A 23,080-nucleotide genomic window follows, 5' to 3' on the forward strand; every position below is an offset into this window, starting at 1 on the left:
ACGTTCCCTTTATCGGTTGTTGTTTTTCTGCGACGCGAGGCCGAGGGCGACCCGCTCGATCTGCGTCAGGATATCTTTGAGATGGACGCGCAGCCGCTCTGCCTTGGCCGGATGATAGGCAAAGGGCAGGGCCTCCGCCGCAAGGTGGGTGGACTGGGCAAGTTCCATCTGGATCGCGTGGACGCCGGTTTCCGGCCTGCCGTAAAACCGCGTCGTCCAGCCGCCCTTGAAACGGCCGTTCAAGGTGCTCGTGTAGTCCGAAACCGCAGTTGCCACATCGAGCACCGCCTGTTCGATTGCCGGGGCGCAGGTCCTGCCCATGTCCGTGCCGATGTTGAAATCGGGCAGGGTGCCCTCGAACAGGAACGGGATATGTGAGCGGATCGAGTGGCAGTCGTAGAGCACAGCAATGCCGTGGATGGATTTTACCCGTTCGATTTCGGCTGCAAGCGCCGTGTGATAGGGCGCATGGAAATCGCGCAGCCGCTCGGCGATGTCGGCCCCGGTCGGCGCGGCACCCTGTTTCCAGATGCTCCTGCCGTCGAAATCCGTTTCCGGAACGAGGCCGGTAGTGTTCTGGCCGGGATAGAGGCTGGCGCCTTGCGGATCGCGGTTGGCGTCGATCACGTAGCGGTGGAACGTGGCCCGCACCGTCGTCGCATCCGCCAGAAGACCGTCATAGAGCTGGTGGATATGCCAGTCGGTATCGGCAAGTAGGCGACCATTGTCGTTCAGCCGGTCCCAGATCGCCAGGGGCACATCGGTTCCCGTGTGTGGAAAACCGAGAATGACGGGGGAGGTGCCCTGTCTGGTTTCAGCAATAGCCATTCACGCCTCCAGGACCGGCAGGATGTCCGCTGAAACGGACGCGGCGAGCGCGCCCGAAGCGACGAGATCTGTCGCCGCCTTAAGGTCGTTTGCCATATAGCGATCCTCTTCCAGGCTCGGAACAACGGAGCGGATGGTGGCGATCACCTTCTGGAGTTCGGAGCTGGTCGTCAGCGGCTTGCGCAGTTCCACGCCCTGCGCCGCCGTCAGCGCCTCGATGCCGATGATGGTCGCGAGATTGTCGGTCATCTGCAGAAGCCGGCGTGCGCCATGGCAGGCCATCGAAACGTGGTCTTCCTGATTGGCGGAGGTCGGCGTCGAATCGACCGAGGCCGGATGCGACATCTGCTTGTTTTCCGACATCAGGGCAGCGGACGTGACTTCCGCGATCATCAGCCCGGAATTGAGCCCCGGCTTCTTCGCAAGAAACGCCGGCAGTCCATAGGAGAGGGCCGGGTCCACCAAAAGCGCAATGCGGCGCTGGGAGATCGCGCCGATTTCGCAGACCGCAAGCGCGATCTGATCGGCGGCAAAGGCCACCGGTTCGGCGTGGAAGTTGCCGCCGGAAACGACGGTGTCATCCGAAAGCACCAGCGGATTGTCGGTGACCGCATTGGCTTCGATCTCGAGCGTGCGGGCGACCGAGCGCAGGAGATCGAGGCAGGCGCCATCCACCTGCGGCTGGCAGCGGATGCAATAGGGATCCTGCACCCGTTCGTCGCCCTGCAGATGGCTTTCGCGAATGACCGAACCCGACAACAACGCGCGCAGAGCCGCGGCCGCATCGATCTGGCCCTTGTGGCCGCGAAGTGTGTGGATATCCGGATGGAAAGGCGCGGAGGAGCCCATGGCGGCATCCGTCGACATCGCGCCGGTCACCAGCGCGGTCTGGGCAGCCCGATGGGCGCGGAACAGGCCGGCCAATGCCAAGGCCGTGGAGGTCTGGGTGCCGTTGATCAGGGCAAGACCTTCCTTGGCGGCCAGCACGACCGGGTTCAATCCGGCCTTCGCAAGAGCCTCGGCGGCGGGCAGCAGATTGCCTTTATAGAAGGCCTCGCCTTCGCCCATCATCACGGCCGCCATATGCGCGAGCGGTGCGAGATCGCCCGAGGCGCCGACCGAGCCTTTTTCCGGGATGAGCGGAATCACGCCCTTTTCCAGCATCGCCTCGATCAGGCGTACCAGCTCGAGCCGCACGCCGGACGCGCCGCGCCCAAGCGAAACGAGTTTCAGTGCCATGATCAGCCGGACGATATTTTCGGCAAGCGGTGCGCCGACACCGCAGCAATGCGACAGGATCAGGTTGCGCTGGAGCGTGGCGACATCGGCACTGTCGATCTTGATCGACGCCAGTTTTCCGAAGCCGGTGTTGATGCCGTAGACCGGCTCGTTGCCGGCTGCGATCTGGGCGATCCGTGCGGCAGCCTTCTTTATCCCCGCGTCGAACGAAGCATCGATCCGCGCCGGCGTGCCGTTCCAGTAGATGTCCTGAAGCTCGCGAAGGCTCACCGAGCCGGGTGTCAGAACGATGCTCATGCGGAAACCCTCTTGCCGTTGTAGATCCGTGCTGCCAGCGGATTGAAGCCGATGCGATAGACAAGCTCCGCCGGCCGCTCGATATCCCAGATCGCGAAGTCGGCAGATTTGCCGACTTCGAGCGTGCCGGTTTCTGCTTGAAGGCCGAGGGCGCGTGCTGCCTCCCGCGTGACGCCGGCAAGGCATTCCTCGACCGTCAGGCCGAACAATGTCGCGCCCATGTTCATGGTCGTGAGCAGCGAGGTCAGCGGCGATGTGCCGGGATTGCTGTCGGTCGCCAACGCAATACGAGTGCCGGCGTCGCGTAGTGCCTGGACGGGCGGTGCCTGCTTTTCGCGAAGCGTATAGAAGGCACCCGGCAGTAGCACCGCGACGGTTCCTGTCTGCGCCATCGCCCCGGCATCCGCCGCCGAAAGATATTCGAGATGGTCGGCCGACAATGCGCCATAGGCGGCGGCGAGGCGCGCGCCGCCGAGATCGGAAAGCTGTTCCGCGTGCAGCTTGACGGGAAGGCCAAGCGCTTTCGCCTTGTCGAAAACCCGGGTGATTTCGGCCGGCGAGAAGGCGATGCCTTCGCAGAAACCGTCGACCGCATCGACGAGTCCTTGCGAATGCGCCGCCTCAAGACCCGGCAGGACCACGTCGGTGATATAATCGCCGTTGCGGCCCTTGTACTCCGGCGGTGTCGCATGCGCAGCAAGCCAGCTCGTGACGATCCGCACCGGCCTGATGTCGCCAAGCCTGCGGGCCACCCGCAGCATTTTCAGCTCGCCCTCGATGTTCAGCGCATAACCGGATTTGATCTCGACCGTGCTGATACCCTCGGCCAGAAGCGTGTCCAGCCGGCGAAGCGCCTGGTTGAGGAGCTCGTCTTCCGAGAGCGCATTGGTTGCCTTCACCGACGAGATGATGCCGCCGCCGGCCCGTGCGATCTCCTCGTAGGTCGATCCCGCCAGGCGCATTTCGAATTCCATCGCCCGGTCGCCGCCGAATACCAGATGGGTATGGCAGTCGATCAGGGCCGGGGTGATCCAGCGCCCGCCGCAATCGGTTTTGTTTTCGGATTTCTCAAATTCGGCAGGCAGGTCGGCTAGGGCGCCGATGAAAGCTATCCGCCCGTCGCGCACGGCGATTGCACCGGCTTCGATCATGCCGAGGCCGGATGCCGACGGAGCAAAAGTGACGATCCGCGCATTGTGCCAAAGCGATGCGGAGCCTGCTGCAGATTTTGAAGAATCTTCCCCATCCATAAGCTTTTCGCCTTTCCTTATGGGCGAACATGTATATACATAATAATCCGAGTGACAAGAAGAATTTTGGTCTCCGCGAGGAAAAGGGAAGGGCGTCCATGGTCACGCTTCATGCGCAATTGGCTCTTCTGCCGGATGGCTGGCAGCAGAATGTAAGGTTGACGATCGAGGCGGACCGGCTCGCCGGAGTCGAGGTCGGCATCGAGGCGGCGGCCGAAGACGAGCGTCATAAGGTGCTGATGCCTGCGATGCCGAACCTGCACAGCCATGCCTTCCAGCGCGCCATGGCGGGTCTCACGGAAGTTCGAGGCCCCGGCGACGACAGTTTCTGGAGCTGGCGGACGCTGATGTACAAGTTCGCACTGTCAATCACGCCGGAACAGGTCGAGGCCGTCGCCTCGCAACTCTATATGGAAATGCTGGAGGCCGGCTTTTCGCGGGTCGGCGAATTCCACTATCTCCACCACGACAGGGATGGCAGCCATTACGCCAATATCGCCGAGATGGCCGAACGCATCGGGGCTGCAAGTACCGAGACCGGTATTGGCTTGACGCTGCTGCCGGTCTTTTATGCGCATTCGGGCTTCGGTGGTGCGGCGCCGATCGAGGGTCAGCGCCGTTTCATCCACTCGATCGACGATTTCGCCAGGACCATAGACGGCTGCCGTCGCCTGACCGCGGCCATGCCCGGTGCTAAACTCGGGGTCGCGCCCCACAGCCTGCGAGCCGTGATCCCGCAGGAGCTCAGGCAGGTCGTGCCGATGGCGGGCGACGGGCCTGTGCATCTCCATATCGCCGAACAGGTGAAGGAGGTCGAGGAGTGCCTCGCCTGGTCCGGCGCCCGACCCGTCGACTGGCTGCTCGCAAACATGCCGGTGACCGAACGCTGGTGCCTCATCCACGCAACGCATATGACCGAGGATGAAACCCGCCGCATGGCGGAAAGCGGCGCTATCGCCGGGCTCTGCCCAATCACCGAGTCCAATCTCGGCGACGGCATTTTCCCCGGTGAGCTTTTCCTCGGGCAGAACGGCCGCTTCGGCATCGGTTCGGATTCGAACATACTGATTTCCGTGGCGCAGGAGCTGCGTCAACTCGAATATTCCCAGCGCCTCGGCCTGAAGAGGCGCAACGTCCTGGCAAAACCGGAAGGTTCGACGGGGCGGCGGCTGTTCGAGACGGCGCTTTCGGGTGGCGGTGTGGCGCTCGATGCGGCTGTCGGCCTGGCTCAAGGCAATTACGCCGATATCGTCTCGCTTGATGTGAAAGATGTTCCCTACCTTGCCGCCGATCAGATTCTCGACCATTGGATCTTTGCGGGCGGAATTGCCGTGGATTGTGTCTGGGCGCTTGGCCGCAAGCAGGTCGAAGGCGGAAAGCATGTCCGGCGGGATGCGATCGGCCGGCGGTTCAGGACGGTAATGCAGGAATTGCTGACACTATGACCAATGGCGGCAAGGAAGCCACCCTTCATCATCGGATTCTGAGCGATATAGAGGGGCGGATCGTCTCCGGCGAATGGCCTCCCGGGTATCGCCTGCCTTTCGAGGTCGATCTTGCGGTACAATACGGCTGCTCGCGGATGACGGCCAACAAGGTGCTGACGCATCTGGCGAGGACCAGGCTGATCGAGCGCCGCAAGAAGTCCGGCAGTTTCGTGGCGCAACCGGTGACGCAGGCCGCAGTGCTCGAAATCCATAGTATCGAGGCGGAGGTCCGCTCCCTCAAGCTTCCCTATTCCTACCGGCTGGAGAGGCGGGTTCGACGCGAGGCGAACCCCGTCGATCGGCAGCACCTGGAGCTTTCGGAAACGGCTCCGGTCCTCGATCTCGTCTGCCTTCACCATGCCGGCGAGCGGCCGTTCTGCCTTGAGGAGCGGCTGATTAACCTGACGACGGTGCCCGAAGCGGAAGGCGAGGATTTTTTGGAGTCGGCGCCGGGGACGTGGCTGATCAGCCAGATCCCGTGGAGCGCTGCGGAGCATCGTATCTATGCCCAGTCGGCCAGCGCGGAGGTCGCAAAGACGCTCGATATTTCCAGGAACGCGGCCTGTCTGGTCATCGAACGGCGGACCTGGGGCAGCACCGGCCCGGTAACATTCGTGCGTTTCACCTATCCCGGCGACCGGCACGCATTGGTCGCCCGGTTTACACCCGGCGGAGAGAGCTAGTCGACGCCACTGCGCTATCAATACCCTTCGCCGGTCAGGGCGTCAGAGGCACAATGATCTCGAATTCAGTCCCTGCGCCGGTCGCCTGCCGCAGGTGAATCGTGCCGCCGTATGATCCCAGCATGGTGCGGACGATGTCGAGGCCCATCCCGGTGCCGCCCTGTTCGCGACGGGTCGAAAAGAAAGGTTGAAAGACGCGTTCCGGGTTTCCCTCCGAAATGCCGCTGCCGTTGTCGCGCACCAGAATGGTGGCGGTTCGCGCGTCGGCCGCCACAACCAGTTCCAGTCTGGTGGCGCCGTGCTGAGCCGCGTTTTCCGCAAGATTGGCGAGGACGATGCCGGCTGCTTCGAACGGCAGGGCGACGGTACTTTGCGTGTCTCCCAAGCCGAAAATTTCAAGACCGGGAAACCGTTTGCGCAGCAGGGGCAGGATATCTTCGACGCTCGTTTCGCCCTGAGCCATGGGAAGCTCCGCCTGAGCCAGCTCCCTCAACCTCGACAGCAAGGCGTCGAGCCTTTCCGCATCGGCGATGATATTGTCGAGAAAACGCAGGCGTTGCGCTGTCGTCATCGGTAGATCGGCCTGGTCGTCGCGCAGCAGTTCGGCAGCGCCCCGGATCGCGGTCAATGGCGATTTGAGTTCGTGGGAGACATGCGCGGCAAAGGAGCGGACATATTCGGTGCGGTCGACCAGCCTGCCCGCGAGGTCGAGGAAGCTTTGCGACAGTGTCGCGATCTCGCGCGTTCCATAACGTTCCAGCGGCCGGATTGCCGCCTTGCCGCCACGGGCGATCTCCTCGGTACGGGCGATCAGCGCATTGATGGGGCGGGTTATGGTGCGGGCAAGCACATAAGCGACCGCGAGCGTCAGTGTGAGGACGACGACCAGTGCCCCCGTTTCGGCGGGCGTCATCCGGATCGAGGTCGTTTCCGTGGCACGAAACCAGATGATGATCAGGACCGGCAGTGCCATCACGGCCAGAAGCACCGCGTACACGATCAGCGCCAGCGGCGGCCGCCATTTGGTCCGCACCCTTGGCGCCGTCATCACGCCTTCCTCCCGAGATCGCTGCCCAGCCTGAAGCCGACACCGTGAACGGTAGCGATAATGCCGATCGCGCCTGCCGCCGAAAACTTGGCCCGGATGTTGCGGATATGGCTGTCGATCGTGCGATCCGCCACGTGGATGCCGGGGCCATAAGCCGCCGCCATCAGCTGCTCGCGGCTGAACACCATTTCAGGGCGGGAAAGCAGCGCATCCAGAATGGAAAATTCGAGCGCGGTGGTCGTGACTACGGAGCCGCCGAAGCTCACGGTCCTGCCGGCCCGGTCGAGGCTGATCTCTCCGGCGACGAGGATATTCCCGCGGTTGTCGAAACCGCCGCCATTGCCACTGCGCTTCAGGATCGCCTTGACGCGGGCGATCAGTTCGCGGGGGCTGAAGGGTTTTGTGACATAGTCGTCGCCGCCGATCTCAAGCCCCAGCACCCTGTCGATCTCCTCGTCCCGGGCCGATAGGAACAGGATCGGAAGCCCGGAGGTCCTGCGGATCTGGCGGCAGACCTCCAGGCCATCCATTTCCGGCATGCCGATATCGAGAACGACGAGGTCGATGTTTCCTCGATGGAAGGCCATCATTGCTTCGGTGCCGTTGCGGGCGGTCGTCGACACCATGCCGGCGCGCTCCAGGGCAAAGCAGATCACGTCGCGGATATGAGGTTCGTCATCGACGACGAGGATGCGATGCGCCATGATGGGTCCTGCAGAAATTTACCGCCGCTGTTGTTATCGTTCTTCTTCTATCTTGCAATGGTTGCAGGTGAGCGAAGATAGGCTTCGATCCGCTCCGCGCGGAAACTCCAGTTCCGCCAGTCACGCGGCCGGGCGGCAAAATCATGGCCAAGCGACTGCCTGACCAACAGCGCCCTGTGCTTCTTGTCGATCGCCTCGTCGGGCAGGGCGGAGAGATAGAGATCAAGCGCCGGGATGGCGGAGGGGCCGAGCGACGACAGGTAGTCGACATCAAGCGGGACGCCCTCATGGCTCAGTTCCAGGCTGTGCGTGACGTTGAAACGGGCGATGAAGGCGGAAAAATCGATGAAGGCACTGAGATAGAGCACGCCTGCCAGCACGGCTATATTCGTGGCGATCAGCCATTGGTTGGATTGGCGCAACACGATCCGCAGCAGGATCAGGACAAGTCCGACGGCAACCAGGCCCATCCATATTCCGGCGGCAACGCGCAGTTCCGTCAGCGAATACATCTCGACATAGAGGTCGAGCCGCAGGATCGACGACAGGCAGAGAAGCACGTTCTGGCCGATCCAGACATGCACGAGGCCGCGGATCAGAGGGCTTTTGTCGCCGGGGCCGCCGCGACGCATGGCGATCAGAACGAAGGCTGCGGCAAGCAGAGCCGTGGCGATCAGCGGATAGGCGCCGCGATGGGCATATTCCGCATGGGTCATGCCATCCGGGAGATCGACACCGCCCCAGAGATAGAGGAGATCCAGCAAGGTCTGCATCGCAAAGAGCGCATTGAAGAGGAGCAGCGACCGCAGCAGAGAGGCATGGGTGAGAAACGGAATTTCGGTTGGATCCGCGGCCGTGTCGTCTGCCCGGCGTCGAGCGATCCTGCGCTTGAGGCGCGGCCGCAGCATGGCCCAGACAAAAGCGGCCATCGCCAGCCAGAAGCCGATCCGCCAGAGATCCATGAATTGCAGCAGGAATGCGAGATCGATGCTGCGCAGCGCGTCTTCGATCAGCGGATTGGCGACGGCGAAGAGAAGCAGGAAAACCGAAGCGAGAATGAGCGGCACCATCCAGATGCCGAGGTTGCGCCAGATTGCGGCAAAGGACGAGCGTTCAGCCCGCAAGGCAAGATGTTTTTGGAAATCCCGGAGAAGTCGTAACGGGACAACCAGGACAAAACGAAAAAGGACCGCGGGAAGACCGCTCGGCCGCTGCGGCACGAGCCCAACGCTCGCCAGCGCAACACACATGATCGCGCCAAGTGAAATCGCGATGCCCATTGGTGATGGGGTTTCGATAAGCGGCGCCGAGGCGAAAGCCGAAAGACCGAACAGGAGGGCCGCCGTCAAGGGCTGCGCGCGCCGCCTTGCCGACAAGAGAATCGCGGCGGTTACCAAAATCGCAAACAGGAAGAGGTTGAGCCCAGGCGCCTGACCGAAGATCAGGAAATCCGAAATCGCCACGACCGCCAGAAGTGCGGCGATCCGGTTGGCTCCGCGTGCCCTGGGCATCGGTGCCGTCAGCTTGTCAGTCATCTGCACTGCTGGTCCTCTCTCTGACGCCGCCTTCGATCACAATGAGCATGGTCGCCGGACGCCGGTCAGGAGGAATTCCTTCGGGTTGGCGATCGTCCACCAGCCACCATCCGTCATGGCGGAGGCGATCTGGCAGTGTCGAGGGAGTGATGTGGAGCGGGGTGCTGCTCTTGTTCATGACAAGAGAATGCCGGACCGGATTGCAGAATCTGTGCAGGTGGCAAGGAGTAATTCAGGAGAGTGGCGAGGCCGCGGTCCGCGCTTTCGTAGTGCGGCCATCCAGCGAAGAAGCATGGTTCATCGCTGGATGATTTCATCCGAAATCATGGATACGAAGGATCAGACCACTGGTCGCGTGGCCTGTACCGGCTCCTCGATCGCCTGGATCGCTTCATAGGCGGAAAGCACGGTCTCCATCTGCGCCGTGTGGCCCTGAATGAAGGCCGGACCATAGATGGTTTCGTCCGGATATTCGGTGATCAGCGTCAGCGGAACCGTGTGGCGGTCGTCGATCGAGATCAGGCAGGGGAAACCGTTGATGATGCGGAAGCCGGTCTCGCCGGCATGGGTTTCGAAAAGCTTGATCTGTGCGGCATTGTAGGCGACGAGGCCGGGAATAGCGGCGAGGTGGCGGCTGACGCGGTCGATCAGGATTTCCGCCTGCGCCGTCCATTCGGCGTGATGGCGCATGATGAGGAAAAAGCCCTTCGGCACCGTCCACATGGCGAATGTGCGCGGCACGTAGCCGGAAAGCGGCCGCGTCCATTCATGCGAAGGATAGCCGTGCAGATTGACGTGCAGCTTCGCACCGCTCAGCCTTTCCGCTTCAAGGCGGATCGCCTTTTCGAACAGCTCCTTGCCCGAGCGGTATTCGAGATCGTCGCCAAGCGCGGTATAGCGCGCCGCATGGTGCATGTGCAGCGGGTTGTCAGTGCGAAGTCGCCAGTGCACCTGATAACCGTCGGGATTTTCGAGCGGCGATATGACGAAATGCGCGTTCGGTCTTGAACTCAGCGTCTGCGCGGCACGCAAAGCGCCGACGATGCCGGTCGTCTCGTTGGCATGCTGGCCGCCGCTGATGATGACGGGCTTGTCGCCGCCGGCGTGATAACGGGCCTCCACGGCGCGGCCGGTCCGCGAACGGGCTTCGAAGGCGACGCCATCTATCGTAGTGAGTTCCCGGCGGATCTGCGCCACTGAGACGGGCGACACGGCGGAGGCGAGGCGCTGCGGCTCGGTTATGGCCTCGGAGGTCCAGAGCGGGCGCGTTTCGATGCGGACGGAGACGGTTTCTCCGTGACGAATCTCCGGGATGATCTGCCCCGGCTGCAGGCCCCGGTCGCCGATCGGCCGGCCGGACTTTTTCTGGAAGATTTCCAGAAGCGTGAAATAGAAATCCTCGTGCAGCGCCTCGCGCAGGCTGACGACCTCTTCGCCGACGGCCAAACGCCGGTCTTCGGCCGGCAGGGTGACGGCGATATTGAGCTCGTCGAAATAAGGTTCCGTAGCCCCCCAATCATGGGCCGCGACGGCTTCGACGGCCGAGGAGAACAGGAGTTCGTAGTCGGTCTCCAGCCGTTCGCCGGCTCCGCCGTCGAGGCACAGCCAGCCGGTCGGCGACAGCAGCGTTTCGCCGATGAAATCCGTATGGAGCCGGTTCGGCGCGAAGACTTTACGGGTCTCGAGGCTGCCGTCCCTGGCGGTCAGCGTCACTACGTAAAAGGCATCTTCGGACCCGGCCTCGAAGGTCAGCCGCGCTTCGTTTACAAGACCGGCCAGAGGATAGGCTTCGAGCAGGAAACGGTTTTTCGGGCAAGCCCGATGAACGGGGTAGACGATATGCAGAGCCGAAAGGCTCTCGAGATCGACCTCCTCGAGAAAGAAATGCAGCAACGGCTTGTAGGCGCTGCGGAACTTCGCCTCGACGCCTGCGGCGGCAAGTATCGCCTCGGCCTTCCCGCGGCTCTGTTCGTCGTCGAACACCCAGGCTTCGATCCTGGTCCCCTTGGCGCTGGAAAAGCGCGCGACGAGGGTGTCGAGCGTGCGACCGACCTGCTGTTCGTGGATCAGTGTCATGCGGAGGTTCTGCCTGTGGGATCGAGACTGTCGCGCAGCCAGTCGCCGAGGAGGTTGAGGCCAAGGACGGTGAGGAGGATTGCAAGGCCGGGGAAAACGCTGACCCACCAGGCGGTCTGCAGATAGGTGCGGCCTTCGGCGAGCATGCCGCCCCAACTCGGGATGGTCGGGTCGATGCCGAGGCCGAGGAAGGTGAGGCTCGATTCGAGCAGGATATTGGTGGCGACGTTGAGCGTCATCAGCACGATGACCGGTCCGATAAGGTTGGGCAGCAGGTGCTGGACGATGATCCGCCAGTCCTTGACCCCGATCGCGCGGGCCGAAAGGATGAACTCCCGCTCGCGCAACGTCAGCACCGAGCCGCGGACAAGGCGGGCATATTGCACCCATTGCGAGAGGATCAGCAGGATGATGGTATTCGCCAGCCCGCCGCCGACGATGGCGATGAAGGTGATGGCGAGCAGGATGAAGGGCATTGCCAGCTGGATATCGGCAAACCGCATCACCAGCATGTCCCAGATGCCCCGATAATACCCGGCGATCAGCCCCATGACGACGCCGATGGTGACGCCGCCGGCAACCGAGACGAAGCCGACCAGCAACGAGATCTTGCCGCCGGCCATGACGCGGGCGAGCACGTCGCGTCCGAGCGGATCGGTGCCGAAAACATGTGCCGGCCTGACGAATGGCGGTACGAGGCGCGACATCAGGTCGATCTTTTCGGCGCCGCCCGGAAAAATCACGCCGGAAAAGATGACGGCAATGCCGATGACGCCGACCAGCAGGGCACCGAGGACAAATTCGAGTTTCAGGAAATTCGAGGAAGCAGTGCGCGAGGCCATGGCTCTCACTCCGTCCGGATGCGGGGATCGACAAGGCCGTAGGCGATGTCGACCAGAAGGTTGATGCCGATGATCATCAGCGACAACACGGTGATGACCGCCTGCAGCACCGGATAGTCCCGGGCGCCGACGGCGTCGAAGGCAAGCGTGCCGAGGCCCGGCCAGTTGAAGACGCGCTCGACGACGACGATGCCGCCCAGCAGGCCGCCGAACTGCAGGCCGAAATAGGTGATCAGCGGAATGGCGCAGTTCCTCAGCGCATGTTTGTAAAGCACGGCGTTTTCGCTGAGACCCTTGGCGCGGGCGACCATGATATATTGCGAGCGCAGCGTCTCCAGCATGGTGGTGCGCACCAGGCGGACATTGGTCGCGGTCAGGATGATGCCCATGGTGACGGCCGGCAGGATGAAGCTTTCAAATCCGTCCATGCCGCTCGGCGGCAACAGAGGCAGGGCGATCGCGAAAAGCAGCACCAGCATGGTGGCCAGCCAGAAATTCGGGAATGACAGGCCGACGAGCGACAGGATGCGGATCATCTGGTCGGCCCACTTGCCACGCGTGGTGGCGGCCTTGATGCCGAGCGGGATGGAAATCACGATCGAGACGATCAGCGAGGTGAAGGCGAGCGCCAGCGTCGCCGGCAGCGCCTTGCCGATCAGCAGCGACACCGGCGTGCCGCCGAGGAAGCTGTTGCCGAAATCAAGCGTGAATATGCCCTTGAGGAAATTGAAGTACTGGACGAAGAACGGCTCGTTGAGGCCGAGGCCCTCGCGGATTTTCACGAGATCGGCCTCGGTGACGCTGCCGGCTCCCTGCGTCAGCATCAGCGCCGGGTCACCGGTGAGACGGATCGCGAAGGCGACCGTCAGTGTCACGGCGATCACGACGAAAATCGCCTGAGCCAAGCGTTTCAACAGGAATGCGGCCAATCTCTCGTTCCCTTGTTTTCTTGTTGGAGCCGCCGCCCCCAGTCGAAGGCGGCGGCTCGCGAAGTTTTAGTCGACGGTGACGTCGGTGAACTTCAGGCGGCTATCCGGCACCGGCGTGAAATTCTTCACCCGCTTATTGATGCCGAAGATGGCCTTCAAATTGTAGAGCGGCATTTCCAGCGCCCGGTCGGCGGCGTAATGGGCGATTTCCTGCAATAGCTTTTCGCGCTGGGCAACGTCGGTGACGGTGCGCTGCTTGGCAAGCATATCGTCCATCTTCGGATCGCTGTCGTAGGGGTTCCACTTTTCCTTGGTCTTGTACATCGAGACCGCAGTGTTGTCGTAGTCGAGCGTCCAGCCGCCCCACGACTGCTGGAACATCGCTCCCGTCTTTCCATTCGGGATGATGTCGTTCAGCAGGACGTTTGTTTCATAAGGCTTGATCGTCGCGGTGATGCCGATCACCTGCAGATAGGCGGAGATCGCCTGGGCGACTTCGATGAAGGTCGCCTCGTTGCCGCGTAGGTCGATCTGCAGGGCAGCGCCCGGAGCGACGCCGGCTTCCTTCAGGAGCGCCTGGGCCTTGGCCGGATCGAAGGGCAGCGGCTTCATGGCCTTGTCGAAGCCGAAGGACAGCGGTCCCTGGAAGCTTGCGATCGGTTCCGCCTGCCCACCGAGGATCGTCTTGATGATCGCATCGCGATCGACGCCCATGATCAGGGCCTGGCGGACCTTCGGATCCTTGGTGATGCCGTCGCGCGTGTTGAAGCGCAGTGCGTAGACTGTCGGGCCCGGCGAGGTGACCACGGCGAGCTTGGCATTGCCCTGGATGGTCGGGATCATGCCGATCGGAATGGTCGGCGGAATGACCAGATCGACGCGGCCGGCCTGCAGTTCGGCAACCGCTGTCGCCGGCTCGGAGATGAACTTGTATTCGAGATCCGAAATTTTTGGCGCGCCGCCGAAGTAGTCCGGGTTAGCGGCGAGGACGATGTTCACCTTCGGCTCGTAGGAGACGAATTTGAAGGCGCCGGTACCGACCGGATGGGCGTTGAAATAGGCGTCGCCCTTTTCGGCGATATATTTCGGCGGAACGATCATGCCGCCGTAACCGGCGAGCTTGGTGAGGATGACCGGATCGGCGACTTTCATCTTGAACTCGACGGTGTTGGCGTCGATGATCTCGACGCTGCCGATCGAATTGTAGTTGGACTGTTGCGGACCTTTGGCGCCTTCGGCTCCGAGCAGGCGGTCGAAGGTGAATTTGACGGCATTGGCGTCGAAAGCCTCGCCATTGTGGAATTTCACGCCTTCACGCAGCTTGAAGCGGATGCGCATGCCGTTGTCGAGCACTTCCCAGGAAGTCGCGAGACCCGGGACGAGCTTCAGGTCGGGGCCGCGATAGGTGAGGCCGTCAAAGATATTGGTCGAGACCGAGGCCCAGTTGACCAGGAATGTGTCGATCGGATCCCAGCTGCCCGGATCCTGCGGCGAGGACACCGTCAGCTTGCCGGCGGCGAGAGCCGAGACCGGCGCGAATGCCGTGCCTGCGAGCGCCATCGCCACGAATGCCGTCCGCAAGCCCCTCTGCATTTTTATCATCGTTTTTGCTCCTGTTGAAAAACCGAATGTCAAATCGTCACGCGCTGCGCGCCACGTAATGTCCGGGCGCGATCTCCTCCCGGGCGAGAAGCACCGGCTCGTTGCCGACAGCCCTGACCGGGCTTGGAATGTCTCCCTCGATCATCGCCAGCGGCTTGCGCCGGCGCGGATCGGCGACCGGCACGGCCGAGAGAAGCCGGCGCGTATAGTCGTGCGACGGCGTTTCGAAGATCTGGCGGCGATTGCCGAATTCCATGATCTGCCCGAGATAGAGCACCGCCACCCGGTGGCTCATCTTCTCGACCACGGCCATGTCGTGGCTGATGAAGAGGTAGGCGAGGCCGCGTTCTTCCTGCAGGTCCATGAACAGGTTGATGATCTGGGCCTGGATCGAGACATCAAGTGCGGAAAGCGCCTCGTCGGCGATGATCAGCTTCGGTTTCGAGGCGAGCGCGCGGGCGATACAGACGCGCTGGCGCTGGCCGCCGGAGAACTCGTGCGGATAACGGCGGGCATGCGCGGAGGTGAGGCCGACCCGTTCGAGCAGGGCATCGACGGTTTTTGCGATCTCCTTCTCGTTATCGAGAAGGCCGTGGGTGCGGATCGGCTCGGCGATCGAGAAACCGACCGTCTTGCGCGGATCGAGCGAGGCGAACGGGTCCTGGAAGATATATTGCACGTCCCGGCGCAGGTTGTGCCGTTCCGCCATGCTCATCGCCGACAGTGGCTTGCCCGAGAAGGTGATATTGCCGGCCGTTGCCTTTTGAAGCTGCTGGATGGTACGGCCGATCGTCGATTTGCCCGATCCGGATTCGCCGACCAGCGCCAGCGTCTCACCTGGATGGATGTCGAAAGAGACCTTTTCCACCGCATGGACGCGGTGAGTGACCTTGCCGAGCAGGCCCTTCTTGATGTCGAAACGCACCACGAGATCGCGCACCGACAGGAGCGGAGCGGCATCGTAGCGGGCAGTATTCTGGATGCGCTCGACACCCGAGAGCCTTGGTTCTCCGTCTTCGAGCACGGTCAGCGGCAGGCGCTTGGGAAACTCTTCGCCGGTCATGCTGCCGAGCTTCGGCACTGCTGCGAGCAGCGTGCGCGTATAGGCATTGGTCGGCCGTTCGAAAATATCGAGAGCCTTGCCCTTTTCCACCGCCTTGCCCTTCCACATCACCACCACGTCGTCGGCCATCTCGGCGACGACGCCCATGTCATGGGTGATGAAGATGACGGCGGCGCCGAGTTCCTTCTGCAGGTCGCGCAAGATATTGAGGATCTGCGCCTGGATGGTGACGTCGAGCGCCGTGGTCGGCTCGTCGGCGATCAACAGCCGCGGCCGGCAGGCGAGTGCCATGGCGATCATCACCCGCTGGCGCATGCCGCCCGAAAGCTGGTGCGGATAACGGGTCAAGAGTTCCGCGGCATCCGGCAGGCGGACCATGTCGAGCAGCCGCTTCGCTTCGGCGAGTGCCGCGCTGTTCGACTTGCCCTCATGCAGTTTCAGAATCTCGGCTACCTGGTCGCCGATCGTGAAGACGGGGTTCAGCGAGGTCATCGGTTCCTGGAAGATCATCGAGATCTCCTTGCCGCGAATGCTGCGCATCTTCTTCTGGTCGAGCTTCAGCAGATCGATCTCGCCGGCTGCGGTCTGGAACAGGATGCGTCCGGTCGGATAGCTGGCGCCGAGCATGTCAGCGAGCCGCATGATCGACAGCGACGTCACCGACTTGCCCGAACCGGACTCGCCGACGATTGCGACCGTCTGGCCGGCTGAGACGGAGAAGCTCAGGTTCTCGATGACGCGGGAAGCGCCGAACTCGACCGACAGGTCGTCCACGGCCAGAAGAGGGGTGGAGGCGGTTGGCGTCACGCGGGGAACTCCCTACCGATTGCGGCGGCGCAGGGCGCCTGATTGAAGGCATCGGCAGCGAAATTCACGAGATGCTCGTGACGTCTGGCGTGGCGGCTGCCGGCAGCCACCCCCATCGCTACCCGCCTGCTTTCCCGGCTCCGAATTTCTTTCGGTCTTTCCGTCAACTGCCTCATCCCCGCCTTGATAAGAATATGTCATCACTTTGTCGACAATTTGTCAACGGCGCAACGAGCTGATATTCCCGGCGGTCGGATGGCGAAGGTTCAGATGGTCTCAACTCCGGGCAGGTTCACTTGTTTCCGCCCCGTTGAAGGTCCCGGCCTAGCGGAAATGCAAGACAACCGGCGTATCGTCGAACGTTTCCACCCGCATCTCGAAACCGAAGATGGCTTGCAGGGTGTTGGGCGTCAGCAGGTCGGAAGGCGTGCCGTCGGCGACAATCCGGCCGGCTTTCATTGCCACGATCCGGTCGGCATGGGCACCCGCCTGGTTGATGTCGTGCAGCACGATGGCAATGGTCTTTCCGTTTTCATCGGCGATCCTGCGGAGCGAACGCATCAGTTCCCGGGCGAAATACATGTCGAGATTGTTGAGCGGTTCGTCGAGCAGCAGATAGTCCGTCCCCTGGGCAAAGGCCATCGCCACCAGGGCTCGCTGCCGCTGGCCTCCGGAAAGGGTTTCGATGAAGCGGTCGGAAAGATCCGTCAGGTCGAACTGCTGCAGCGACTGGTCGATGATGGCGTAATCGTCAGGCGTCAGGCGTCCGCGTCCATGCGGAAAACGGCCGAAGCCCACGAGTTCGCGCACGCGCAGCCGGCTGGTGACGATCGAATCCTGCCGCAGGATGGCGAGGATTCGGGCGAGATCGCGGTTCGGTGTCGTGTCGACGGGGAAACCGTCGACACTGATCCTCCCGGCCTGCAACGGCTGCAGCCGGGAGATGAGCGACAGGAGCGAGGACTTGCCTGCGCCGTTCGGGCCGACCAGAGCGGTGATGCCGCCCTTCGGGATCGTCAGCGAAATGTCGTGGAGGATCTGCGTCTGGCCGTGCCGCAGCGAGACGTTTTCTATCCGGATCATTTGCGGCTCCCGAAAACGAGCAGAACAAGAAAGGCGAAGCCGCCGACGAATTCGATGACGACGCCGAGTGTCGAACTGCTGCCCAGAGCATGCTGAAACAGCGTCTGTCCGCCGACGAGGATGATGACGGCCGTCAACATGGTGGCCGGCATCAGAGCTGCGTGGCTGCGCGTATCGACGATGCGTTCGGCAAGCGCCACGACCAGTAGGCCGAAAAATGCGACGGGCCCCACCAGCGCCGTCGAAACGGCGACAAGCGCCGAGACAAGCAGCAGCAGCCCGGTGACGCTGCGCGACCAGCTGATCCCGAGCCCGGTCGCCGTATCGGCGCCGAGCGCAATGACATCGAGCACATGCCGGGCTCTCCATGCGATCACCATGCCGGCGATTGTGAGGATGGCGGCGAAGGCAAGAAGGTCGGTGCGGACGTCGTTGAAGTCGGCGAAACTCGCGCCCTGGACGACGGCGAAGTCATTGGGATCGATCAGGCGCGCCAGCAGCGAATGCAGGCTACGAAACAGGATGCCGAAGATGATGCCGGCGAGCAGCATCAGACCCATGTCGGTGCGGCGGCGGAGCATCGGCAGGAGGAGGCCCGTTGCCAGTGCCATCAGTACGACAATCTCGCCGCCGAACTTGAGCTGCGCGTCGAGCGCCGCATAACCGAGCCCGCCGAGCAGGAAGACGAGCAGCATCTGGCCGAACAGGTAAAGCGCGTCGAGACCCATGATCGACGGTGTCAGGATACGGTTGTTGGTGACGGTCTGGAAGATCACCGTCGAGACGGCGATCGACACGCTCACCTGCAGAAGGGCGGCAAGCTTCATGGCGCGCAGGGCGAGCACGAAGCCGATATTGCCGCGCAGCCCGATCGTCATGAAGGCGACGATGCAGAGGAGGGCTGCCCCGGCAAGCCAGAGAAGCCGGCGATCGGGCATGTGCCGGCGCTCAGACATGGGAAGGCCGCCGGAACAGAAGCCAGAGGAAGATCAGTCCGCCGACGCAACCCATCATCGTCCCAACCGGAATTTCGTAAGGATAGCGGAGCAGCCGTCCAAGGATGTCGCAGCCGAGCACCAGGATCGCGCCGCTGGCGGCCACGAAAGGCAGCGTGCCGCGCATATTGTCGCCCATCAGCCGAGAGACGATGTTCGGCACCACGAGGCCGACGAAGGGGATCATGCCGACGACCACGACGCTCAAGGCCGAGATGACGGAAACGATGATCAGCCCGAGCTGCAGCATGCGCGCATAGTCAAGGCCGAGCCCGATGCTGGCGTCGCGGCCGAGCGCCATGATCGTCAGCCGGTCGGCGACGATCCAGGCGACCACCACCATCAGTGCCCCGAGCCATAGAAGCTCGTAACGGCCGCGCAGGACGCCGGAAAAGTCGCCATTGGTCCAGACCGAGAGATATTGCAGAAGGTCGGCCTGCCAGGCGACGAAGGTGACTGCCGCGCCGATGACGCCGCCATAGACGAGCCCGAAGAGCGGCACGAGAAAAGGCTGCGTCGGCGGAAGCCGGTGCGCCGTCATCAGGAAGAGCGAGGTCCCGAGAAGAGCGGCGGCACTCGCCGCCAGGCTTTTGAACAGAAGGCTGGCGGAGGGAAGGAGTAAGGTGACAAGCAGGATCCCAAGTTCGGCGCTCTGCGCGGTTCCGGCGGTGGAGGGCTCCACATAGCGGTTGCGGGCAAGCGTCTGCATGATGAGCCCGGCGATCGCCAGGCCGGCGCCGGCGAGGATCGCCGCGAGTGTGCGGGGCAGGCGGCTGACGAGCAGGAGTTCCAGCGCCCGCCCGTCCGAGAACAGCCGGCTGATCGGCATGTCGCCAACCCCGACGCAAAGGCTGAAAACAAAAAGGATCGCAAGCATCAGGCCGGCGATCCACCCCGTTTTCGACGATTGCTTGGCGGCGGCGATGCTCATCTGGCGGCGGTGAACGCCTCAGCGACAGTCGCGACAACCCGCTGTATCGACTGCACCCCGCCGGCGGCGATGTAGAATTCTGCAGCTGGCAGATAGATCATCTGGTTCTTCTTCCAGGCTGTCGTCTTGGCGACCAGTTCGTTGTCGAGCGTCGTCCTGGCGCCCTGTTCGCCGGAACCGATCGCGGCGGCGCGGTCGAGCACCAGAAGCCAGTCGGGATTTGCCTTGGCAATGAACTCGAAGGAGATCGCTTCGCCATGATTGGCGGCTTCGATGTCGGGCACCGCCGCCGGCAGGTTCAGCGCGGCATGCACCCAGCCGAAGCGCGAGCCGGGACCATAGGCGGTGACTTTCGGCCCGTTGGTCATGATGATCAGGCCTTTGCCCTTGCCGGCAATCGCTGCCTTGGCGGCTTCTATCCGGGCATCCAGTTCCTTCACGGCGGAAGCGGCTTCGTCCGTCTTGCCGAAGAGCGCGCCATAGGCAGCCAGCCGTTCCTTGGCCTGGGCAACGAGGTCGTCGCCATCCATGGTCATGTCGATGGTCTGCGCAACCTGCGCGGTCGCCGAAGCCTTGGTCGAGGAGCGGCCGCCGACGATGATCAGATCCGGACCGAGCGCGCTGAGGGCCTCGAGATCGGGCTCGAAGAGATCGCCGACGACTTCCACGCCCTGTTTCAGAGGCTCCAGTTGCGGGAGGTATAGCTTCTGCGGAACGCCGGCTGGCTTGATGCCGAGGCGATCGAGCGTATCGAGCGCCGCGATATCCAGGACCGCGATCTTGGCGGGTGAGGCGGCAACCTGCACCGGGCCCTTGGCAGTCAGGATATCCACCGCTTGCGCGGGGAGGGCTGAAAAAGCAAAAGCGGCAAAAGCCGCGATCGTCCTCAAGTTCATTCTCTCACCATGTCTTGACCGTGGGCCGAATGCTCGATCAGGCCTCAGGCGGCCCGATCCGGCCGCTGCCATTGCAGGCTTTCCAGATTTTCACGGAAAGCGAAGCGCACGAGATGCCTCTCGATCACCGATTCCGTTTCCGTCAGCTGTTCCTCGTCGGCTGCCGTCGCGAGGATCCTGAGGCCGCCGTCATCCGCATCGAGAATGGCGGTGCCGCAGGCAAAGCGGCACTCCCCATGGGTCTCGGAATAGGAGACGTCGATCTTGTGAGCGAAATGCTTGCACAACTGGACGAGGTATTTTCCGCCGTGTTCGGTGCGCCATTCCGCAGTCGCCTGTAACAAAGCCCTCTCCTTAAGATGACTGTCGCTCTCCACTTATCTCACCCCTGCTGCCGCGGCAACCGGGAACGCGGTTGCTGCACGGTCATGTGAACGCATGATCATGTTCTTCAGAACGTCGCCTTGGCGGTCAGAAGGAAGCTGCGGCCCGGTTCGTAAAGCGGGGTCACGTTGCCGAATTCTTGACCATAGGTGGCGCGGTCGGAATAGGTCTTGTCGAGCAGGTTCTGCACCTCGGCGCGGAATGTGAAGTTGGGCAGAGCTTCCGGCTTCCATTCTGCAAAGATATTGACGACTTCATAGGCCCTGAAGGGCGGAGAGCCTGACGTGATATGGTCGTATTCCGGAGCGATCTCGATGTCGCCGCCGATGATCAGCCCCCAGTCCGCGAATGTGTGTGCGGCGGTAACGGTGATGATGTCACCCACAGGCGTCGCGAGGTAGTTCCCCGTTTCGGAATCCGCTGGTCGGCCGTTGATGTCGACGTCGATATGGGCGTATTTCACCTTCACATAACCGCTCGACCACTCATAACCTGCACCGATCTCGAAACCCTTGGATTTCAGATCGTGATTGAGCAGCGCTCCGGCCGCAGCCGGACTGTAGCGGGCAACACGGGCATCGTTGATATCTGTGCGGAACAAGCTGGCTTCAGCGGTGAAGCCCTCATATTTGGCTTCGAGCCCGATCATGTAGTTGTCCGCCGTGACGACTTCCGGGCCATCGGGGCCGTAGCTCCAGAGCGGATTGATGTTGAAGGTCTCTGCCATCGGAACGCCGGCCCATACATGCGAGAAGCCGGCTTTGGCAGTCAGGAAATCGGTAAGATCGTATTCGCCCGAAATGTTGGCGCTCAAGCCGCTATTGTCGAAATCCGAGCCGTTGACGCCTGTGAACCATTGATGATCACCGCGGGCGCCGAAGGAAAGCCGGGTTCTTTCCCACGGCTCAAGCCTTGCCTGCGCATAAATTCCGATATTGCTCGCCTTTTCCCTTCCGGAATCCGTGGACGCTTCAAGCTCCGTCCGGTCGTTATAAAAGTCCACGCCGGCGGTAATGCTGCCGATCTCGAAAGAGAACTTGTTCTCGAACTTGCCGTTGAAACTCGTGGTCTCGCCGGTCGCGGTATAGAGGAAGCCCGGAGAACCATAAACGGGCACGCTGACTTCCGTCCCGCTATAGGCCAACATGATAGTCGGGTCCCACCAGCCTTCCGGGCTGGTGTCCGTGTAGGTGAGGACTGTATTTTGCCGTTCGAGACGATAGTCGCGAATGCGCGGCTCCCAGGGCCGGCCCGTATCGACGAAGCCGGCGTTTGCACGGAACGGGCGGGGCGCATCGTCGACCACGCGGTCGTGGCTGATCTCGATGCGGTCGCCGCTCTCGAATTCATAGGCAAGCTTGCCAAGGCCACTGATGATATCTGTGCTTGTCCCGGAAACCTCGCTTCCGGCGCCGCCGACAAAATCGTCGCCCTTGCCGAAGGTCAGGTAGCCGAGGAACTCGAAGCCCTCACGCTTGCCGTAAGCGGAAAGCCCGGTCGTCACCGTATCGCTGTTGAAATTGTAGGTCGACGTGACGAAGCCGCCGAAGGATTTGCCCGGCGCCAGAAGGTCGATCGCATCCTTGGTTTCGTAGTTGATCGAGCCGGCGAGGGCGCCGGGACCGGCGTCGGCCGGCGCGATGCCGGCGTCCACGTCCACTGCCTTCAGCAGGCTCGGGTCGATCAGGTTGGTCGCGTTGTGATGGAAGACCTTGTTGTTCTGGCGCGCACCGTCGATGCTGATGGCGAGATTGGTTTCCTCGACCCCATGGACATAAACCTTCTGCGACATGGGAAGCGAGCTGCCCACCTGTATGCCGGCCTGTTCCCGGAACACGTCCGCGAGGTCGGTCGGGTTGATGCGCTCGAGCTGCTCGGGTCCGATGACCGTTTCGCCGATATCGCCCTCGGCACCCGGTTGGCCTTGTAGGACGATCGGCCTCAGCGTCGTGGCTCCTTCGGCCGGCACATCGCCGGACGCATTTGCGGGCGTGCCGATGACGGCCGTGCCGTTGGCGATCCTGTAGTTCACGCCCGTTCCTGCGAGCATGCGCGCGAGCGCCTGATCCGGCGTGAGATTGCCGCTGACGGCCTGCGCGGCGACGCCGCGGGAAGTCGAAGCGGCCAGCGTCACCTGAAGGCCGGATTGGCGGCCGAAGGCATTGAGAGCCGAAGCAAGCGGCTGAGCCGGGATATTGAAGCTGCGCGTCGCCGTCTGGGCGAGGGCCGGGAACGCAAAGATCGCGCTTCCGCCAATCGCGGCTGCTGCGACCGTTGTCATCAAGCTCACTGCAAAAGCACTCCGCTTGCCCTTTGCCCCCACGCTACGCACTACTCCACTCACCGGCAAAATCATCCGCCCCGTCTCCTGCTACACTGTGTTCGCCAAGGCCCCCCGGCC

At 62.5% G+C, this 23,080-nt stretch carries 19 protein-coding genes; 2 read left to right on the top strand and 17 right to left on the bottom strand.

The annotated features are described in order from the left end of the window. Positions 1–9: 9 nt before the first annotated feature. Genes hutG through hutI form a run of 3 tightly spaced genes read right to left on the bottom strand, consistent with a single transcriptional unit; the run spans position 10 to position 3,614 of the window. Positions 10–828 carry an N-formylglutamate deformylase gene (hutG, locus tag C5J24_RS19500; RefSeq protein ID WP_105403246.1) on the bottom strand — a complete coding sequence of 273 codons (819 nt, stop codon included), beginning with the start codon at positions 826–828 and terminating at the stop codon, positions 10–12. After that, positions 829–2,364 carry a histidine ammonia-lyase gene (gene hutH, locus C5J24_RS19505; protein WP_105403247.1) on the bottom strand — a complete coding sequence of 512 codons (1,536 nt, stop codon included), beginning with the start codon at positions 2,362–2,364 and terminating at the stop codon, positions 829–831. Continuing rightward, positions 2,361–3,614: an imidazolonepropionase gene (gene hutI, locus C5J24_RS19510; protein WP_105403248.1), complete on the bottom strand. Its 1,254-nt coding sequence runs from the start codon at positions 3,612–3,614 to the stop codon at positions 2,361–2,363. Before hutI ends, hutH begins: the two co-directional genes overlap by 4 nt. A gap of 98 nt (positions 3,615–3,712) precedes the next feature. Here hutI and C5J24_RS19515 point away from each other — a divergent pair, with 98 nt between their 5' ends. Together C5J24_RS19515 and hutC are read left to right on the top strand one after the other, a co-directional pair. After that, positions 3,713–5,059, top strand: coding sequence for a formimidoylglutamate deiminase (locus tag C5J24_RS19515; RefSeq protein ID WP_105403249.1), 1,347 nt, complete (start codon positions 3,713–3,715; stop codon positions 5,057–5,059). Continuing rightward, positions 5,056–5,784, top strand: coding sequence for a histidine utilization repressor (hutC, locus tag C5J24_RS19520; protein WP_105420227.1), 729 nt, complete (start codon positions 5,056–5,058; stop codon positions 5,782–5,784). Before C5J24_RS19515 ends, hutC begins: the two co-directional genes overlap by 4 nt. 34 nt (positions 5,785–5,818) lie before the next feature. On the opposite strand, the gene C5J24_RS19525 is transcribed toward hutC, so the two are convergent. The 14 genes from C5J24_RS19525 to C5J24_RS19590 all read right to left on the bottom strand — a co-directional run bounded on the left by C5J24_RS19525 (position 5,819) and on the right by C5J24_RS19590 (position 22,960). Next, a complete protein-coding gene (locus tag C5J24_RS19525; protein ID WP_105403251.1) occupies positions 5,819–6,832 on the bottom strand; it encodes a HAMP domain-containing sensor histidine kinase in 1,014 nt (337 codons plus the stop codon). Beyond that, positions 6,832–7,536: a response regulator transcription factor gene (locus C5J24_RS19530; RefSeq protein ID WP_105403252.1), complete on the bottom strand. Its 705-nt coding sequence runs from the start codon at positions 7,534–7,536 to the stop codon at positions 6,832–6,834. Before C5J24_RS19530 ends, C5J24_RS19525 begins: the two co-directional genes overlap by 1 nt. A gap of 47 nt (positions 7,537–7,583) precedes the next feature. Beyond that, positions 7,584–9,077, bottom strand: coding sequence for a DUF4173 domain-containing protein (locus C5J24_RS19535; RefSeq protein WP_105420229.1), 1,494 nt, complete (start codon positions 9,075–9,077; stop codon positions 7,584–7,586). Between the two features lie 333 nt (positions 9,078–9,410). After that, positions 9,411–11,147 carry a M14 family zinc carboxypeptidase gene (locus tag C5J24_RS19540; protein ID WP_105403254.1) on the bottom strand — a complete coding sequence of 579 codons (1,737 nt, stop codon included), beginning with the start codon at positions 11,145–11,147 and terminating at the stop codon, positions 9,411–9,413. Further along, positions 11,144–11,989: an ABC transporter permease gene (locus C5J24_RS19545; RefSeq protein WP_105403255.1), complete on the bottom strand. Its 846-nt coding sequence runs from the start codon at positions 11,987–11,989 to the stop codon at positions 11,144–11,146. The genes C5J24_RS19540 and C5J24_RS19545 overlap by 4 nt, the downstream gene beginning before the upstream one ends. Positions 11,990–11,994: 5 nt before the next feature. Beyond that, positions 11,995–12,918 carry an ABC transporter permease gene (locus C5J24_RS19550; protein WP_105403256.1) on the bottom strand — a complete coding sequence of 308 codons (924 nt, stop codon included), beginning with the start codon at positions 12,916–12,918 and terminating at the stop codon, positions 11,995–11,997. A 66-nt stretch (positions 12,919–12,984) separates the two neighbouring features. Beyond that, on the bottom strand, positions 12,985–14,520 hold the full coding sequence (locus tag C5J24_RS19555; protein WP_105403257.1) for an ABC transporter substrate-binding protein: 1,536 nt from the start codon (positions 14,518–14,520) through the stop codon (positions 12,985–12,987). Between the two features lie 37 nt (positions 14,521–14,557). Further along, complete coding sequence (locus C5J24_RS19560) at positions 14,558–16,390, bottom strand: ABC transporter ATP-binding protein (RefSeq protein WP_105403258.1); 1,833 nt, start codon at positions 16,388–16,390, stop codon at positions 14,558–14,560. Between the two features lie 324 nt (positions 16,391–16,714). Further along, positions 16,715–17,473 (bottom strand): ABC transporter ATP-binding protein, encoded by a 759-nt coding sequence (locus C5J24_RS19565; RefSeq protein ID WP_105420231.1) that lies wholly within the window; start codon positions 17,471–17,473, stop codon positions 16,715–16,717. Next, positions 17,470–18,411 (bottom strand): iron chelate uptake ABC transporter family permease subunit, encoded by a 942-nt coding sequence (locus C5J24_RS19570; RefSeq protein ID WP_105403260.1) that lies wholly within the window; start codon positions 18,409–18,411, stop codon positions 17,470–17,472. Before C5J24_RS19570 ends, C5J24_RS19565 begins: the two co-directional genes overlap by 4 nt. Before the next feature lie 10 nt (positions 18,412–18,421). After that, positions 18,422–19,399 (bottom strand): ABC transporter permease, encoded by a 978-nt coding sequence (locus C5J24_RS19575; RefSeq protein WP_105403261.1) that lies wholly within the window; start codon positions 19,397–19,399, stop codon positions 18,422–18,424. Continuing rightward, entirely contained in the window at positions 19,396–20,295 is a 900-nt protein-coding gene (locus tag C5J24_RS19580; protein ID WP_105420233.1) for a siderophore ABC transporter substrate-binding protein, read from the bottom strand. Before C5J24_RS19580 ends, C5J24_RS19575 begins: the two co-directional genes overlap by 4 nt. Positions 20,296–20,339: 44 nt before the next feature. Further along, the gene (locus tag C5J24_RS19585; protein WP_105403263.1) at positions 20,340–20,639 is read right to left on the bottom strand and encodes a DUF2218 domain-containing protein; all 300 of its coding nucleotides are present in this window, start codon (positions 20,637–20,639) and stop codon (positions 20,340–20,342) included. A 107-nt stretch (positions 20,640–20,746) separates the two neighbouring features. Further along, the gene (locus C5J24_RS19590; RefSeq protein ID WP_245437467.1) at positions 20,747–22,960 is read right to left on the bottom strand and encodes a TonB-dependent receptor; all 2,214 of its coding nucleotides are present in this window, start codon (positions 22,958–22,960) and stop codon (positions 20,747–20,749) included. Positions 22,961–23,080: the final 120 nt, after the last annotated feature.

Origin of the sequence: Neorhizobium sp. T25_27, from assembly GCF_002968565.1 — a bacterium.
Classification (GTDB): domain Bacteria; phylum Pseudomonadota; class Alphaproteobacteria; order Rhizobiales; family Rhizobiaceae; genus Neorhizobium; species Neorhizobium tomejilense.

Excerpts from the sequence above, each read along its gene's own strand:
- hutG (WP_105403246.1), bottom strand. The coding sequence starts at position 828 with ATGGCTATTGCTGAAACCAGACAGGGCACCTCCCCCGTCATTCTCGGT.
- hutH (WP_105403247.1), bottom strand. The coding sequence starts at position 2,364 with ATGAGCATCGTTCTGACACCCGGCTCGGTGAGCCTTCGCGAGCTTCAG.
- hutI (WP_105403248.1), bottom strand. The coding sequence starts at position 3,614 with ATGGATGGGGAAGATTCTTCAAAATCTGCAGCAGGCTCCGCATCGCTT.
- C5J24_RS19515 (WP_105403249.1), top strand. The coding sequence starts at position 3,713 with ATGGTCACGCTTCATGCGCAATTGGCTCTTCTGCCGGATGGCTGGCAG.
- hutC (WP_105420227.1), top strand. The coding sequence starts at position 5,056 with ATGACCAATGGCGGCAAGGAAGCCACCCTTCATCATCGGATTCTGAGC.
- C5J24_RS19525 (WP_105403251.1), bottom strand. The coding sequence starts at position 6,832 with ATGACGGCGCCAAGGGTGCGGACCAAATGGCGGCCGCCGCTGGCGCTG.
- C5J24_RS19530 (WP_105403252.1), bottom strand. The coding sequence starts at position 7,536 with ATGGCGCATCGCATCCTCGTCGTCGATGACGAACCTCATATCCGCGAC.
- C5J24_RS19540 (WP_105403254.1), bottom strand. The coding sequence starts at position 11,147 with ATGACACTGATCCACGAACAGCAGGTCGGTCGCACGCTCGACACCCTC.
- C5J24_RS19545 (WP_105403255.1), bottom strand. The coding sequence starts at position 11,989 with ATGGCCTCGCGCACTGCTTCCTCGAATTTCCTGAAACTCGAATTTGTC.
- C5J24_RS19555 (WP_105403257.1), bottom strand. The coding sequence starts at position 14,520 with ATGATAAAAATGCAGAGGGGCTTGCGGACGGCATTCGTGGCGATGGCG.
- C5J24_RS19565 (WP_105420231.1), bottom strand. The coding sequence starts at position 17,473 with ATGATCCGGATAGAAAACGTCTCGCTGCGGCACGGCCAGACGCAGATC.
- C5J24_RS19570 (WP_105403260.1), bottom strand. The coding sequence starts at position 18,411 with ATGCCCGATCGCCGGCTTCTCTGGCTTGCCGGGGCAGCCCTCCTCTGC.
- C5J24_RS19575 (WP_105403261.1), bottom strand. The coding sequence starts at position 19,399 with ATGAGCATCGCCGCCGCCAAGCAATCGTCGAAAACGGGGTGGATCGCC.
- C5J24_RS19580 (WP_105420233.1), bottom strand. The coding sequence starts at position 20,295 with ATGAACTTGAGGACGATCGCGGCTTTTGCCGCTTTTGCTTTTTCAGCC.
- C5J24_RS19590 (WP_245437467.1), bottom strand. The coding sequence starts at position 22,960 with ATGACAACGGTCGCAGCAGCCGCGATTGGCGGAAGCGCGATCTTTGCG.